Source organism: Salinarimonas sp. (genome assembly GCF_046292825.1).
GTDB lineage: Bacteria > Pseudomonadota > Alphaproteobacteria > Rhizobiales > Beijerinckiaceae > Salinarimonas.
Map to the genome: position 1 here is coordinate 1 of NZ_JBKBQG010000065.1, position 16,215 is coordinate 16,215.

General features: G+C 71.8%; 11 protein-coding genes and 1 tRNA gene. 2 read left to right on the forward strand and 10 right to left on the reverse strand.

The genetic code is table 11. The features are described from left to right. Positions 1 to 327 precede the first annotated feature (327 nt). Positions 328 to 2,697, reverse strand: a complete 2,370-nt coding sequence (locus tag ACK4UM_RS19615) for a BTAD domain-containing putative transcriptional regulator (RefSeq protein WP_409802530.1) — start codon at positions 2,695 to 2,697, stop codon at positions 328 to 330. Between the two features lie 192 nt (positions 2,698 to 2,889). Here ACK4UM_RS19615 and ACK4UM_RS19620 point away from each other — a divergent pair, with 192 nt between their 5' ends. Continuing rightward, positions 2,890 to 3,888: a hypothetical protein gene (locus tag ACK4UM_RS19620; RefSeq protein WP_409802531.1), complete on the forward strand. Its 999-nt coding sequence runs from the start codon at positions 2,890 to 2,892 to the stop codon at positions 3,886 to 3,888. On the opposite strand, the gene ACK4UM_RS19625 is transcribed toward ACK4UM_RS19620, so the two are convergent. From ACK4UM_RS19625 to ACK4UM_RS19650, 6 genes are all read right to left on the reverse strand, one after another. Beyond that, on the reverse strand, positions 3,873 to 5,297 hold the full coding sequence (locus ACK4UM_RS19625; RefSeq protein WP_409802532.1) for an aldehyde dehydrogenase family protein: 1,425 nt from the start codon (positions 5,295 to 5,297) through the stop codon (positions 3,873 to 3,875). The two genes, ACK4UM_RS19620 and ACK4UM_RS19625, sit on opposite strands and share 16 nt — an antisense overlap. 17 nt (positions 5,298 to 5,314) lie before the next feature. Then, positions 5,315 to 6,439, reverse strand: a complete 1,125-nt coding sequence (locus tag ACK4UM_RS19630; protein ID WP_409802533.1) for an iron-containing alcohol dehydrogenase — start codon at positions 6,437 to 6,439, stop codon at positions 5,315 to 5,317. Positions 6,440 to 6,530: 91 nt separating this feature from the next. Next, positions 6,531 to 7,529, reverse strand: a complete 999-nt coding sequence (araD1, locus tag ACK4UM_RS19635; RefSeq protein ID WP_409802534.1) for an AraD1 family protein — start codon at positions 7,527 to 7,529, stop codon at positions 6,531 to 6,533. Between the two features lie 55 nt (positions 7,530 to 7,584). After that, positions 7,585 to 8,571: a TRAP transporter substrate-binding protein gene (locus ACK4UM_RS19640; RefSeq protein WP_409802535.1), complete on the reverse strand. Its 987-nt coding sequence runs from the start codon at positions 8,569 to 8,571 to the stop codon at positions 7,585 to 7,587. Between the two features lie 28 nt (positions 8,572 to 8,599). Next, positions 8,600 to 9,877, reverse strand: coding sequence for a TRAP transporter large permease (locus ACK4UM_RS19645; protein ID WP_409802536.1), 1,278 nt, complete (start codon positions 9,875 to 9,877; stop codon positions 8,600 to 8,602). Then, the gene (locus ACK4UM_RS19650; protein ID WP_409802537.1) at positions 9,874 to 10,407 is read right to left on the reverse strand and encodes a TRAP transporter small permease; all 534 of its coding nucleotides are present in this window, start codon (positions 10,405 to 10,407) and stop codon (positions 9,874 to 9,876) included. Before ACK4UM_RS19650 ends, ACK4UM_RS19645 begins: the two co-directional genes overlap by 4 nt. A gap of 178 nt (positions 10,408 to 10,585) precedes the next feature. On the opposite strand from ACK4UM_RS19650, the gene ACK4UM_RS19655 reads away from it, so the two are divergent. After that, positions 10,586 to 11,566 carry a LysR family transcriptional regulator gene (locus tag ACK4UM_RS19655; protein WP_409802538.1) on the forward strand — a complete coding sequence of 327 codons (981 nt, stop codon included), beginning with the start codon at positions 10,586 to 10,588 and terminating at the stop codon, positions 11,564 to 11,566. 13 nt (positions 11,567 to 11,579) lie between these two features. Here ACK4UM_RS19655 and ACK4UM_RS19660 read toward each other — a convergent pair. The 3 genes from ACK4UM_RS19660 to mfd all read right to left on the reverse strand — a co-directional run. Next, positions 11,580 to 11,655 (reverse strand) — tRNA-Glu (locus tag ACK4UM_RS19660). Between the two features lie 83 nt (positions 11,656 to 11,738). Next, a complete protein-coding gene (gene recJ / locus ACK4UM_RS19665; protein ID WP_409802539.1) occupies positions 11,739 to 13,562 on the reverse strand; it encodes a single-stranded-DNA-specific exonuclease RecJ in 1,824 nt (607 codons plus the stop codon). Positions 13,563 to 13,685: 123 nt separating this feature from the next. Continuing rightward, positions 13,686 to 16,215 (reverse strand): transcription-repair coupling factor (gene mfd / locus ACK4UM_RS19670; protein ID WP_409802540.1); only part of this gene is annotated, 2,530 nt, incomplete at its 5' end.

Sequence of the window (16,215 nt, forward strand, 5' to 3'; positions counted from 1 at the left end):
CCCCGCCGCTGCGCGGGGGGAGGGGAATCCCGTCGCGCTCGTCATCGACGTCGGCGCGAGGCGATCGGCGGAAGGGATGATCTCCACGCCGACGTCCCCCTCCCCCCGCGCAGCGGCGGGGAGGGTAGGGTGGGGGGCGGTAGGGCCTGTGGAGCGGGTGGTGGGGCGTGCTCGGCCTGTCTGCCGGAGCATTACCACAAACCACACCACAAGCCCCACCGCCCCCCACCCCTAACCCCTCCCCGCCGCTGCGCGGGGGGAGGGGAATCCCGTCGCGTCCGTCATCGACGTCGGCGCGAGGCGATCGGCCGAAGAATCCACAAGCCGTCACGGCGGCACGCCGGCATCCCGCAGCGCCTCGGCGTAGCGCGCCCCCGCGTCGGTGTCGCCGACCGGGTGGCGGGCGCGGTAGCCGGATGCGGTCAGGTCGGGCTGCAGGAGGAGGAGTTCGCGGGCGGCCTCGCGCGCCTCCTCGCCGCGGCCCGACAGCGAGAGCGCGATCACCAGCGCGCGGAAGGTCGACGCGTGCAGGCGGTTGCCGGCGAGCGATTGCCGGGCGAGCCGCACCGCCTCGTCGTAAGCCCCGGCGGCCACGTGCGCGGAGGCGGAGAGGGAGAGATGGTACCAGCGCCGCGGGTCGAGCGGCGAGAGCTGCCGGGCGCGCGTGGCCGCGGCCACGGCTTGCGCGCCCTCGGCTCGGAAGGTGTGGTGCGTGCTCTTCAGGAGCCAGGCGAGCGCGTCGCTCGGGTTGGCGGCGACGGCGAGCGACAGGCGCTCCTGCGCGAGGTCGAAGCGGCGTCGGAAATAGGTCTGGACATGCGCCTCGACGGCGAGCGCGAGGGAGCAATCCGGCTCCGCCTCGAGCGCCCGCGCGGCGCTCGCGAGGGCGTGCTCGGCCTCGGCGGCCGCGTCTTGCGCATAGCCCTGGCTCGCGCGCAGCACCCGCGACATCGCGAGCCAGGCATGGGGCGCGGCATGGGCGGGCGCGCGCGCGGCGAGTTCCGACAGGATCTCGTCGGCGGCCGCCATGTTCTCCGTCGAGATGCGATGCAGGAGCGCGATCGCGCCGAGGAGGAGCGTGCTGTCCTCGAGCGGCATCGTGCGGCGCGCGCCGAGCCGGCGCATCTCGACGCGCAGGATCGCCGCGACGAGCGCGGGCAGCAGCCCCGCGGCGAGGCCGTCCGCGCCGAAGAGATCGCGAAGCCCCGCTTCCATCCGGTCGCTCCAGACGGCGGCGCCCGAGCGGGTGTCGGCGAGTTCCGCGAGCACCGCCACACGATCGCCCGCGACGTCGACGGCGCCCGAGAGGACATAGGTGGCGCCGAGCCGCGCGCGCAGATCGGGAGGGCTCAGCGCGCGGCCGACGAGCGCGCGCGTCGTCAGGCGCGAGATCATGGTCACGTCGCCGCTGCGCGAGAGCGTCGCGATGATCTCGTCCGCCAGCGCCTCGCCGAGCGCCGCGTGAGCGGCGTCCGCCCCGCGGGTCGTGAACGGCAGCACGGCGACGACGGGCAGGAGCGTCTCGCCGAACGGGGCGAAGGAGCCGCTCGGCGCCTCCGCGGCGAGCCGGAAGGCCCGCACCGGTGTCTCGTGCCCAGGGCTCGCGCGGTCGCCGAGATCCTCGAGCGCGGCGTCGAGCGGCGAGAGCACGTCGCTCGCGTCCGGGCTCAGCAGGACGTCGCCGGGCTGCGCGACGTCGCACAGGCGCACGGCCGCCGCGCGGGCCTCCTCGTCGCTCGGATCGGGGGCCGCATGGAGGCCGATGCGCACGCGGGCGCCCTGTCGCGTTCGCTCCGAGAGCGCTTCCGCCAAGGCCGCGCGCGCCGAGGGGAACGCCCGCTCGACGACCCGCCGCCCGCGACCGTCGCCGCTTCGCGCGATGCAGAGGACCGCGCGCCGGTCCTGCGCGAGCGCGCGCCCGGCGACGACGCTCAGCCGTCGCGCATCCGCCTGCGCGAGCCCCGCCTCCGCGCGCAGCGCCTCGGCGAGCCCGCGCGTGAGCGGATCGGGCGCGACGCCGAGCTCGCGCGCGAGGTCGGCCACGAGCGCGTCGTAGGATCGCAGCGCCTCCGCCCGCCGCCCCTCGCGCGCGAGCGCTTCGATGAGCAGGCGATGGGCGTCCTCCCGATAGGCGTCGAGCAGGATCGCCGCGCGCGCATGCGCCGCCGCGTCGGCGGTCTCGCCCCGCGTCAGCGCGAGACCGCCCATGCGCAGGCGCGCGTCGATCGCGAGGGCGTCGAGCCGGGCCCGCTGCGTGCCGAGCCAGTCCCGCCAGCCGTCCTCCTCGATCGTCGGCGCGTCGGCGAGGCCGCGCCCGTAGAGCGCGAGCGCGGCTTCGACCCGCGCCCGATCCGCGTCGCGGACGCCGTCCTCGAATTCGGCGAGATCGCTCTCCACGATTCCGGGCGACAGCGCCACGCCTGCGCGCGAGATCACGAGCGCGTCGCCGAGGACGCGGCGCAGCCGAGCGAGCGTCTGCCGAAGGTTCTGCTGCGCCTGGAGCTCGAAATGCGAGCCCCAGAACAGGGTCGCGAGACGCTCGCGGGCCATCGGCGCGCCGCGCTCCGCACAGAGCACCGCGAGGAGACCCGTCGCCTTCGCGCCGAGCGCGATCGTCCCGTCCGCCGTCTGCAGCCGGAAGCCGTCGAACATGCGCAAGCGGACCGCGCCGCGCTCCGCGTCCCGTCGCACGCTCATGAAGCTCGCCCTTCGACGACGCCGACCCGGCAAATCTAGCGCAAGGCCGGTGCGAGCGCGAGCGCGTTCCGCCGCCTCCTCCGAACGGCCGAGGCGGTGCGTTCTCGGCTCGGCCATCCTCGCCCGACACCGAAGCCGAGATCCCGTGGCGTCCCGATTCCGGTCTCGATCGAGAAGGCGGGAGGTGTCAGCATGACGTCGTGGCACGCACGAGAGGCTCTCGCTTTCGCGGGGCGCAACGGGCCTCTCCTCCTGTTCGGAGGGGTGCTGATCGGCCTCCTCGCCCCGCCGCTCGCCGAGGCGGCGCGGCCCCTGCTCGGCCTTGCGGTGTTCGTCTTCACGCTCGGCGCGTTCCTGAAGGTCGATCTCCCCGCGTTCCATGCGCAGATCGCGCAGCGCAGCACCATCGCGATGGTGCTCCTCTGGACGACCTTCGGCGTGCCGCTCGTCATGCTGGGGCTCGTGCGCCTCCTCGGCCTCTCGGACGGGCTCGCGCTCGGCATGCTCCTGTGCATGCTCGCGCCGCCGGTGGGGAGCGCAGCCGCCATCGCCGCGATGCTCGGCCTCAGCGCGCCCCTCGCGCTCCTCGCGACCGTCGCCGCGACGCTGCTGTGCCCCCTCTACATCCCTCCGCTCGCGAGCCTGCTCGTCGGCGTCGATCTCGAGATCGATGCTTCGGGGATGGCCCTGCGGCTCTGCACGATCGTCGGCGGCGCCTTCGCCTGCGCTCTACTGCTGCGCCGTTTCGCGGGGCGCTTCGTCGCGGAGAACCCGCATGCGATGACCGGCATCGCCGTCCTCGGCCTCATCCTCGTCGCGATCGGCGCGATGCGGGGCATGCAGACCCTGTTCCTCGACCGACCGCTCGACGTCGCCGGCGTCTTCGGCATCGCGTTCGCCGTGAATGCGGGCTTCCAGGTGCTGGGCGCCGCCCTGTTCTGGCCGGGCGGCCGGCTGCGCGCGCTCTCGGTCGGCCTCGTGAGCGGCAACCGAAACGTCACGCTCGTCTGGGCGGCGGCGGGCACGAGCGTCGTCGGGGTGCAGGGCGTCGAGCTCTACCTCGCGATGAGCGTGTTCCCGATCTTCATGATGCCGGCCCTCACCCGCGGCCTCGTCGCGCGCCTCCTGCGCCGCGCCGAGGACGCCCCTCCCGAGGCGCCCGCGGCGACGCGGTCTCAGGCGAGCGTATAGGCGGTCTTCACCGTCGTGAAGAACTCCGCGGCGTAGCGGCCCTGTTCGCGAGGGCCGAAGCTCGAGCCCTTGCGCCCGCCGAAAGGCACGTGGAAATCGACGCCCGCCGTCGGCAGGTTCACCATCACCATGCCCGCCTGCGCATTGCGCTTGAAGTGCGTCGCGTGCTTCAGCGAAGTGGTGCAGATGCCCGACGAGAGGCCGAATTCCGTGTCGTTGGCGACCGCGAGCGCCTCCTCGTAATTCTTCACGCGGATGACGGCCGCGACGGGGCCGAAGATCTCCTCGCGCGCGATGCGCATGCCGTTGTCGGCGCCGACGAACAGAGCGGGCCGCAGGTAGAAGCCGGGCTTCTCGAGGTTCGGACGCGTGCCGCCGACGAGGTCCGCGCCCTCCTCGCGACCGAGCGCGATGTAGTCGAGATCCTGGGCGAGCTGGCGCTCGTCGACCACGGGGCCGATCTGCGTGCCCGGATCGAGGGCATCGCCCACCTTCGCGGAGAGCACGCGCTCGCTCAGGGCCTCGACGAAGCGATCGTGGATCGCCTGCGTCACGATCAGCCGCGAGGACGCCGTGCAGCGCTGACCCGTCGAGTAGAAGGCCGAATTCATGGCGCATTCGACGGCGACGTCGAGATCGGCGTCGTCGAGGACGACCATCGGGTTCTTGCCGCCCATCTCGAGCTGGAACTTGCGGTTCCGCTCGATCGAGGCGAGCGCGACGCGCCGCCCCGTCCCGACCGAGCCGGTGAAGCTCAGGGCGTCGAGATCGGGGCTGTCGAGCATCGCCTGGCCGACGACGGAGCCCTTGCCCATGACGAGGTTGAGGACGCCCCGCGGCAAACCGGCGCGATGGAGGATGTCGACGAGCGCCCAGGCGCTGCCCGGCACGAGCTCGGCCGGCTTGAACACGACCGTGTTGCCGTAGCAGAGCGCGGGCGCGATCTTCCAGGCGGGGATGGCGACGGGGAAGTTCCAGGGCGTGATCAGGCCCACGACCCCGACAGGCTCGCGCGTCACCTCGATGCCGATGCCCGGCCGCACAGAGGCGAGCGTCTCGCCGGAAAGCCGCAGCACCTCGCCGGCGAAGAAATCGAAGATCTGGCCCGCGCGGACCGTCTCGCCGATGCCCTCCGCGAGCGTCTTGCCCTCCTCGCGGGCGAGCAGCCGCCCGAGCTCCTCCTTGCGCGCGAGGATCTCGTCGGCCGCCTTGCGCAGGATCGCGTGGCGCTCGAGGAGCCCCGAGCGCGACCAGGCGGGGAAGGCCGCCTTGGCGGCCGCGATCGCGCGCTCCGCGTCCGCGGCGCTCGCGCTCGCGTAATGGCCGACGACGTCGCGCGTGTCGGAGGGGTTGACGTTCGGCGTCGCGTCGCCCTCGACCCATTCGCCGTCGATCAGGTTCCCATGCATGGCGGCCTCTCCTTGCCTCAGACGTAGACGCTCTCGATCAGCGACCGGTAATCCTCCGCCGTGAGCGGACGGGGATTGGTGGGGTGGCTGTGATCGGCGAGGGCGCCGCGCACGACCCCGTCGATCTGCTCCTCGCGCAGGCCCAACGTCTTGAGCCCGGCGGGGATGCCGAGCCTGCTGTTGAGCGCGGCGAGCGCGTCTTCGAGCCCGCCCGGCGCGATCCCGAGCGCGGTCTCGATCCTAGCGAATTTCTCGGGCGCGGCCGCGCGGTTGGCCCGCATCACGGCGGGCATCAGGATCGCGTTGAGCGTGCCGTGGTGGAGATTGGGCGACTTGAGGCCGCCGAGCGCGTGCGAGAGCGCGTGGACGGCGCCGAGCCCCTTCTGGAAGGTGAGGCCGCCCTGCAGCGAGCCCATCATCAGCGCGCTGCGCGCGGCGAGGTCCGCGCCGTTCTCGAAGGCGGCGAGGACGTTGCCCCAGATCCGCGCCGCGCCGTCGAGCGCGATCGCCTCCGCGGGCGGGTTGTCGCGCGGCGAGAGATAGGTCTCGAGGCAATGCGAGAGCGCGTCGAGCGCCGTCGCGGCGGTGAGCGCGGGCGGCATGCCGAGCGTCAGCTCGGGATCGCAGATCGCGGCCTTGGGGATCAGATGAGGGCTCACGAGGCCGAGCTTGCGCCCGTCCGCGAGGGTGATCAGCGCCGCGCGCCCGACCTCCGATCCGGTCCCCGCCGTCGTCGGCACCGCGATCACCGGGGCGACGGCCGGGGTGATCGCGGAGAGCCCGCCCTCGATCAGGGCGAAACGCGCCATCGCGCCCTCGTGGGTCGCCATCAGCGCGACGCCCTTGGCGAGGTCGATCGGCGAGCCGCCGCCGACGGCGACGACGCCGTCGCAATCGCGCTCGCGATAGAGCGCCACGGCCGCGAGCGTCGCCTCCTCGGTCGGGTTCGAGGGCACGTCGAGGAAGGTCGGGACGTCCGCGGGCAGGTGAGGCGCGACCGCGTCGAGGAGCCCGGCCGCCGCGACGCCGCGGTCCGAGACGAGGAGCGGGCGGCGGACCCCGAGCCGCGCGAGCCGATCGGGGATCTGCGCGACGGCGCCGGCGCCGAACTCGATGTCCGTGAGATAGGTGATTGCGGCCATCTGGCGGGCCCTTCTTGCGGAGTTTGGAAACAGGCGAGGCGGATCGGGGCCGCGCCGTCGCCCGAGAGGCGGCGGCGGCGCGGGAAGGTCGTCAGAGCGGCGTCACCGCCCCCATGGCGACGGGAGCGGGCACCTTCTCGGTGCCGTTGACGAGCGGCGCGCCGAATTCGGGGATCTCGATCTCGAACACGTCGCCGATCTCGGTCCTCACGCCGTCGCCGAAGGAGGCGACCGAGGTTCCCAGGAACTGGACGTGCACGTCGCCCGGCCGCAGGAACTGGGCATATTTGAAGTGGTGGAACTCGAGATTGGCGATCGAGTGGGACATGTTGTCCTCGCCCGTCGGGAACGCCTTCTCCCAGATCACCGTGCCGCCGCGCCGGATGCGTGCCACTCCCTCGACATGGGAGGGCAATTCGCCGATCCGCAGCTCCGGGCCGAAGGCGCAGGCGCGCAGCTTCGAATGGGCGAGATAGAGGTAGTTCTTCTTCTCCATCACGTGGTCGGTCGCCTCGTTGCCGATGGCGAAGCCGAGCCGGTAGGGCCGGCAATCGTCGCCGATCACGTAGAGGCCGACGATCTCCGGCTCCTCGCCCTCGTCGTCGGCGAAATCGGGCACGGGCAGCGGCGCGCCGGGGCGCACGACGCTCGATCCGTCGCCTTTGTAGAACCATTCGGGCTGGACGCCCGGCGCGCCGTTTGCGGGCTTGCCGCCCTCGAGGCCCCATTTGAACATCCGCATGGAATCGTTCATCTCGGCCTCGGCGCCGCTCGTCGCCGCCGCGTGCATCTTCGAGCGCGAGGCGGCGCTGCCGATATGGGTGAGGCCCGTCCCCGCGACCACGCAATGGGCGGGATCGGGATGGTCGATCGGCGGCAGGACGCGGCGCTCGGCGAGAAGCGGCGCGTAGTCGAACGCGGCGTCGGTCCCCAGCTCGGCCACGCGCGCGGCGATGGACTTGCCGCTCCGGATCGCGTCGAGCGCCAGCTCCCGCGTGGTCGCGATGCCGACGACGCGGCGGACGCGGTCGCCCTCGACGAGCCCGACGGCACGGGATCCGTCGCTGGTTTCGAACTGTATCAGACGCATGTCGACTCCATCTTCACTGGTGTGAGCGGGCCGGGCGTGCCCGGCCCGGGACTGGTCAGCGGCCGGCGGCCATCGCCTCGCGGGCCTGCGCCACGAGATCGGCGCCGATCGTGTCGGTGAAGCGCTCGACGACGGGCGCGACGCGCGCGCGCAGCTTCTCCATCTCCTCCTCGGTGAGGCGGGTGACCTGCATCCCCTCCTCCTCGAGAAGCCCCGTCAGGCGCTCGGCGTCGTTGCGCGAGAGGCCGCGCTGGTACTCGGCGGATTCCCGAGCCGCCTCCATGACGAGCGCCTGGTCCTCGGCGGACAGGCTGTCGAACCAGCGCTTGCTGGCGAGGAGCACGTAGGGGGTGTAGACGTGCCCGGTCAGCGTCAGGTGGTCCTGCACCTCGTAGAACTTGCTCGCGTAGATGAGGCCGACCGGCGTCTCCTGCGCATCGACGGCGCGGCTCTCGAGCGCCGTGTAGAGCTCGGGATAGGGCAGGGGCACCGGGTTGGTGCCGAGCGCCTCGAAGGTCGCGATGAAGAGCGGGTTGGGGATCACGCGGATCTTGAGCCCCTCCATGTCCTCGACGCGCTCGACGGGACGCAGCGCGTTCGTCATGTGGCGAAAGCCGTTGTCCCAATAGGCGAGGCCCACGATGCCCATGGATTCGAGCCGCGCGAACAGTGCCTCGCCGACCGGGCCGTCGGTGACCGCGTCGACCGCGTCGAAATCGGCGTAGAAGAAGGGCAGGTCGAAGATCAGGAATTCGGGGATCGTGCCCACGAGGTTCGAGGTCGGCCCCACCATCACGTCGAGGAAGCCCGCCTGCAGCGAGGACTGCATCTGCGGCTCGTTGCCGAGGACGCCGCTGCCGAAGGTCTGGATGGTGACGCGGCCGTCCGTCTTCTGCGCGACGAGCTCGGCGAAGCGGATCGAGCCCTGGCCGACGGGGTGCGCCTCGATCGGCACGTAGCCGAGGCGGGCGTTCTGCGCGGACGCCGACGCGGACGCGAGCATCGCGCCGGCGAGAGCGAGGGCGGCGAGCGTTTTCTTCATGTCGTCTCCTCCGTTTGCTTCGAGTTTTTCAGTAGAACCAGGATGCCGGCACCGTGACCAAGGCCGGGAACAGGACGAGAAGGACGATCACCGCCATCTCGGCCAAGAGGAACGGCAGGATCCCGCGCGTCGCGGCGCCCATCGAGATCCGGCTCACGCCGCAGACCGTGTTGAGGACTGCGCCCACCGGCGGCGTGATCATCCCGACCGCCGCCGTCATCAGGAACACGACGCCGAAATAGATCGGGTCGATGCCGGCCGCGATCACCACGGGCATCAGGAGCGGCACGAGGATCGTGATGGCCGGCGTGAAATCGAGCACCATGCCGATCACGAAGACGCCGAGCACGATCACCGCCATCAGGAGCGTCGGGTTGTCCATGAAGGGCTGCAGGAGCCCGATGAGCTGACCCGGCAGGTTCGCGATCGTCACGAGGAAGGCGGTGACGCTGGAGGCCGCGATCAGCAGCATGATGACGGCCGTCGTGCGCGCGGCGCCCAGGATCGCCGCGTGGAGCGCGGCCGGCGACATCTCGCGATAGACGACGAGGCCGACGAACAGCGCGTAGGCCGCCGCGACGACGCCGGCTTCCGTCGGCGTGAAGATGCCGAAGCGCAGGCCGCCGATGATGATCACGGGCAGGAAGAGCGCCCACACCGCCGAGCGCAGATTGGCGAGGACGACCTTTCGCGGCTGCTTCGGCAAGGCGGCCGTCTCGTCGCGGCGCGAGATCCACCACCAGACGAGAACGAGGCTCGCCGCCATCAGGAGGCCCGGCACGATGCCCGCCATGAACAGGCGCACGATCGAGATGTTGGCGGTGACGCCGAGGACGACGAAGCCGACGGAGGGCGGGATGATCGGCGCGATGATACCCGTCGCCGCCATCAGTCCGCTCGCGCGGTCGATCCGGTAGCCCGCCTCGCGCATCAGCGGGATCAGCATCACCGCGAGCGTCGCGGTGTCGGCGATGGCGGAGCCCGAGAGGCTCGCGAGCACGAGCCCGGTGCCGATGACGACGTAGCCGAGACCCCCGCGCAGATGCCCGAAGAGCGCGAGCGCGACGTTGACGATCCGCTTCGAGAGCCCGCCCGCGTTCATCAGCTCGCCGGCGAGCAGGAAGAACGGGATCGCCATCAGCGGATAGCTGTCGGCGCCGTCGATCAGCTTCTGGGCGAGAATCTGCGCGTCGACATGGCCGAGGAGGAACATCAGGGCGAGCGCGCACAGCATCAGCGCGAAGGCGATCGGAATCCCGATGCCGATGGCGCCGAACAGTGAGCCGAGGAAGACGAGCGCGGTCATCGCGGCGCCTCTCCCGGCTCGCCGCCGCTTTCGGCCGGCGCCCTGCGCCCGGCCCAGGTCGCGGGCAATTCGCCGCGCAGCGCGCGCCAGAGATTGACGAGGAGGATGAGCCCCATGCAGGCGGAGGCCACCAGCCCCGCGGCGTACATCAGGCCCATCGAGATGCCGGAGATCGGCGCGCGGTTGTTCCAGTTGAGCATCGTCTGCGACCAGCTGCCCTGCCAGAGCAGCACGCAGATCCAGAGCATGAGGCCGTGGGCGACGAGGAAGCAGGCGATGCGTGCCGGCTTCGGGAGCCGCGCGACGAGCGTGTCGACGCTCATATGCGCGCCCTGCGCCAGCGCCGCGACGGCGCCGACGAAGGCGATCCACACGAAGATCAGCCGCGACACCTCGACCGAGAACGGAATGCCGGAATTGAAGCCGTAGCGCAGCACGACGTTCCAGAAGACCATCAGGCTCATGACGCTCATGCCGAGCACCAGCAGGTGGTCGAACAGCCTCATGAGCCACCGGAGCGGCTGCGGCATCTTTCCTCCCGGGCGCCGAGCGCCTCTCGTATTCTGAAACGGCAAGTGGCGTTTCCCGCCCGGCGAAGCGTGGCGCAATGCCGTTACGCGCAGCTGCCGTTTCACGTTGTTGTTCTTCGCTCTATAGCCGTCGCGTCGAAACCCGGCTAATCGAGTGTTCCGATATCGCTATGACGGAATGGAATATCAGATGCTGCCCGATCTCGAGCCGATGCTCGCCCGGCTCAAGCTGCGCCACTTCCGGCTCCTGACCGCGATCGCCGACCACGGCTCGCTCCTGAAGGCCGCCGAGGCGGTGGCGATCAGCCAGCCCGGCGCGACGAAGGCGCTCCAGGAGATCGAGCACGCGATCGGCCACCCGCTGTTCCTGCGCACGAACCGGGGCCTGCGCGCCAACGAGCTCGGCCATTGCGTCGTGCGCTACGCGCGGCTGATCCAGCAGGACATGGCGCATTTGCGCGAGGACATGCGCGGCATCCTCGACGGGCACGGGGGGCGGCTCGCGGTGGGCACCATCATGGGCGCGGTGCCGCTCCTGACCCACCATCTGACGCGGCTGATGGAGCGCAACCGGGACATCCGCGTCGAGCTCGTCGAGGACACGAGCGCGAACCTGCTCGCGCTCCTCGACGACGGCCGCATCGAGCTCGCCATCTGCCGCACGAGCGTCAGCGCCAGGCCCGAGCGCTACGTCGACCGGCGGATCTGGGAGGAGGAGCTCGCCGTCGTCGCCAACGTCGCCCATCCCCTCGCCGCGGGGCCGGCGAGCCTGCGCGATCTCGCCGAGAGCACGTGGATCGTCTATGCGGCGAACATGCCGATGCGGCGCTATCTCGAGCAGGAATTCCAGGCGCAGGAGCTGCGCTTCCCCACGAGCCTCGTCGAGACGACGTCGGCCTTCGCGACGCTCGCGCTCCTGCAGCGCAATCCCGATTTCGTCGCGCTCCTCTCGACCGAGGTCGCCAACGTCCTGAGCCGCACCCAGACGACGACGATCCTGCCGGTGAGCCTGCCGGCCCGCAGCGAGCCCTACTACCTCGTCCGCAGCGAAGGCCGCACCCTGTCGCCGATCGCCGGCCGCTTCTGGCGAGACGTCCTCGAGCGCCCGGGCGCGCATGTCGAGCCGTCGAGCGGTCGATCGGTAGGGGCGGACGGTTGAGTGATCGGAAAAGTGGCGCGCCCTACGGGACTCGAACCCGTGTTTTCGCCGTGAAAGGGCGACGTCCTAGACCGCTAGACGAAGGGCGCGGGGCGCGCGCCTCGGGGAGGGGCGCCGAGGGGGTCTATAGAGGGGTTCGCGGGGGTTCGCAAGTGAGTCGTGGCGCGTCGGCTCACGGCAGGGCCGCGTCGAGGAGGCGCAGCTCGACGCGCTCGCGCCCGCCCCAGGAATTGCGGGTGAGCGAGCCTGCGACGTGGACCGGGCGGCCGATCGCGTCGAGGAGCGCGCGGCCGAGCGGCTGGTCGGCGCAGCGGAAGGCGATCGCGCCGATCTGGGCGCCGTCGCCGGAGGAGAGCGTCGCCTTCACGTGCCCGCCGCCGACGACCCGCGCATCCGCGACCCTGTGATGGGCGAGCGCGAAGACCGGCTCGGGGCAGCCGGCGCCGAAGGGCCCCGCATCGGCGAGGGCGGCGAGGAGCTCGGGCGTCGCGCCGCCGGCGGTGAGGCGCGCGTCGATCAGGAGCGCGTCCTCGGCGAGCGAGGCCGCGACGGGTTCGGCCAGACGCTCGGCCGCGAAGGCGCGGAACGCGTCGAGCTTGTCGCGCGCGACCGTGGCGCCCGCCGCCATGGCGTGGCCGCCGCCCTTCGCCGCGAGGCCGGCCTCGACCGCCGCGCGCACCACCCGCCCGACATCGGCGCCCGCGACGGAGCGCGCCGAGCCCGTCGCGAGACCCTCCGCCGCGCCCGCGAAGGCGAAGGCTGGGCGGCGGAAGCGCTCCTTGAGCCGCGCCGCGATCAGGCCGACGATGCCCGGGTGCCAATCCTGCGCGAAGGCGAGGACGAGGGGCGCGTGCGGATCGGCATCGAGCGCGCGTTCGGCCTGGGCGAGCGCCTCGACGAGCGCCTCGCCCTCGATCGCCTGGCGCTCGCGGTTGAGCTGGTCGAGCCGCTCGGCGATGGCCCCTGCCGCGATCGGGTCCGTCTCGGCGAGGAGGCGCGCGCCGAGCGCGGCGTCGCCGATGCGCCCGCCGGCATTGATGCGCGGGCCGACGAGGAAGCCGAGATGCCACGCCTCCGGCGCGCTCGACAGCCCAGCGACGTCGAGGAGGGCGGCGAGGCCGGGGCGCGCGCGGGCGCGCATCACGGTGAGCCCCTGCCGGACGAAGGCGCGGTTGAGCCCCGTCAGCGGCACGACGTCGGCGACGGTCGCGAGCGCGACGAGATCGAGCCCGGCGAGGAGATCGGGCAGGCCCGCGCGCCCGCGCGACCGCAGGGTGCGCGCGAGCGCGACGAGGGCGAGATAGACGATTCCGCCCGCGCACAGATGGCCGAGGCCGGAGAGATCGTCCTGGCGGTTCGGGTTCACGAGGGCGACGACGGACGGCAGCGTCTCGGGCGCCTGGTGGTGGTCGAGGACGACGACGTCGAGCCCGAGCCGCGCCGCCTCCGCGAAGGGCTCGTGGCTCGCCGTGCCGCAATCGACGGCGACGAGGAGGCGCGCGCCGTCCTCCGCGAAGGCCCGGATCGCGGCGACGTTCGGCCCGTAGCCCTCCACGATCCGATCGGGAATGTGGACGCGCACGGGCACGCCGAGCGCCTCGAGATAGGTGGCGAGGAGCGCGGAAGAGCAGGCGCCGTCGACGTCGTAATCGCCGAAGATCGCCACGCTCTCGCGCCGCTCGACGGCGTCCGCGAGGCGCGTCGCCGCCGCCTCCATGTCGACGAGGACGTGAGGGTCCGGCATCAGGTCGCGCAGCCGCGGCGCGAGATGGGCGGCGGCCTCCTCGATGCCGACGCCGCGCCCGGCGAGCACCCGCGCGAGCAGGTCCGGCACGCCGTGGGCCTGCGCGATCGCCTCCGCGCGCAGGATGTCGCGCGCATCGAGCCGCTCGCGCCAGGTGCGCCCGGTGAGCGAGGCGGCGACGCCCAGAAGCGGCCCGCGCTCGCCCGCCTCGAGGCCCTTCGCCAAAACCCCACCCGTGAAGACCCCGTCCATCCGCCGATCGTCCTCCCGAGGTCGCGAATCACGAGCGGCCCGAACCGGGCCGCTCTCCTTACGTGTCATCGTGGGACGCCCGGACGCAAGCGAGGCGGTGGCCCCGTCCCCAGGTCGCTCGGCTCAAGCCGCGACCTTGCCCTCTGCGATCTTCACGAGGTTGCGCAGGATGGTCTTCGTGGTCTTGAGGCGGCGGCCGAGATCGGCGACGTCGCGCACGAAGACGATCTTCATGTCCGGACGCACCTTCGCCGCCGGCCCTTGCTCGCCGACATAGGCGACGAGGCCCTGCGGATTGGCGAAGGCATTGTCGCGGAAGGAGACGATGATGCCCTTCGGGCCGGCATCGACCTTCTCGACATTCGCGCGCCGGCACAGGATCTTGATGCCCATCACCTCGAGCAGCTGATCGACCTCCGGAGGGCGTTCGCCGAAGCGGTCGCGCAGTTCCGCGCCGAAGGAGGCGACGTCGTCCTCCGTCTCGAAGGTCGCGAGCCGGCGGTAGAGGTCGAGGCGCACCTGCAGATCGGCGACGTAGCTCTCGGGGATCATCACCGGCACGCCGAGCGCGATATTGGGCGACCATTGGTCGCCCACGGGCTCCTCCAGCCCCTCCTTGGCCTGCGCGACCGCCTCCTCGAGCATCTGCTGGTAGAGCTCGTAGCCGACTTCCTTGATGTGGCCGGACTGCTCCTCGCCGAGCAGGTTGCCGGCGCCGCGGATGTCGAGATCGTGGCTCGCGAGCTGGAAGCCGGCGCCGAGCGTGTCGAGCGATTGCAGCACCTTGAGCCGCCGCTCCGCCTGGACCGTGATCTGGCGGTTCGCCGGCACCGTGAAGAGCGCGTAGGCGCGCGTCTTCGAGCGCCCGACGCGCCCGCGCAGCTGGTAGAGCTGAGCGAGCCCGAACATGTCCGCGCGGTGGACGATCAGCGTGTTGGCGGTGGGGATGTCGAGCCCCGATTCGACGATGGTCGTCGAGAGGAGGATGTCGAACTTGCCCTCGTAGAAGGCCGTCATCACGTCTTCGAGCTGGGCGGCCGGCATCTGGCCGTGGGCGATCGCGACCTTGGCCTCGGGCATCTCCTGATCGAGGAAGGCCTTCACCTCGGCCAGATCCTCGATGCGCGGGGCGACGTAGAAGGACTGCCCGCCGCGATAGCGCTCGCGGAGCAACGCCTCGCGCACGAGGAGCGGATCGAAGGGCGTCACGAAGGTGCGCACCGCGAGGCGATCCACGGGCGGGGTCGCGATGATGGAGAGTTCGCGCACGCCGGTGAGCGCGAGCTGGAGCGTGCGCGGGATCGGCGTCGCGGACAGGGTCAGCACGTGCACCTCCGCGCGCAGCTCCTTGAGCCGCTCCTTGTGGGTGACGCCGAAATGCTGCTCCTCGTCGACCACGATGAGGCCGAGATCGCGGAACTTCACGCTCTTGCCGAGGAGCGCGTGGGTGCCGACCACGATGTCCATCGTCCCGTCGGCGAGCCCCTCCTTGACGCGCTTGAGCTCGGCGGCCGTGACGAAGCGCGAGGCGTGGCCGACCTGGACGGGCAGTCCCTTGAAGCGCTCGGAGAAGGTCTTGTGATGCTGGCGGGCGAGCAGCGTGGTGGGCGCGACGATCGCCACCTGCTTGCCCGCCATCGCCGCCGCGAAGGCGGCGCGCAGAGCGACCTCGGTCTTGCCGAAGCCGACGTCGCCGCACACGAGCCGGTCCATCGGCCGCCCCGACGCCATGTCGGAGAGGACGGCGTCGATCGCGGCGAGCTGGTCGTCCGTCTCCTCGAAGGGGAAGCGGGCGGCGAATTCGTCGTAGAGCCCCTCCGGCGCGCCGAGCTTGGGCGCCTCCTTGAGGACGCGCGCGGCGGCGATCTTGATGAGCTGGCCCGCCATCTCGCGGATGCGCGCCTTCATCTTGGCCTTGCGCGCCTGCCAGGCGCCGCCGCCGAGCTTGTCGAGCTGGACTTCCGTGTCTTCCGACCCGTAGCGGGTCAGGAGCTCGATGTTCTCGACGGGCAGGAAGAGGCGATCGCCGCCGGCATAATGCAGCTCCACGCAATCGTGCGGGGCGCCCGCCGCCTCGATCGTCTTCAAGCCCACGAAGCGACCGATGCCGTGGTCCGCGTGCACGACGACGTCGCCCGGCGTCAGCGCGGAGACGTCCGAGAGCACGTCCTGCGGGCGCTTGGAGCGACGGCGCGGGCGCACCAGCCGATCGCCCAAAATGTCCTGCTCGCCGATGACCGCGAGATCGCCCGCCTCGAACCCCGCCTCGATCCCCCACACGGCGAGCCCGGTCGTGCCCTTGTCGAGCCCCGCGACGTCCGAGAGGCGGCGGAGCGAGGCGACATTCGTCAACCCGTGATCGGCGACGACGTGCGCGAGACGCTCGCGCGAGCCCTCCGACCATGCGGCGAGGACGACCTTGCGCCCCTGCGCCTGCAGAGCCCGCACGTGTTCGACCGCGGCCTCGAAGACGTTCGTGCCCTCCGCCTCGCGCTCGGCGACGAAGGAGCGTCCGCGCCGCGCCCCGCAATCGACGACCGCGCGGCCCTCGCTCTCGGGAATCGCGAAGGGGGTGAGGCGCACGCTGCGCGCGCTCGCGAGCGCGCCGGCCCATTCGTCGGGGGCGGGATAGAGCGCGTGCGGCGGCAGCGGG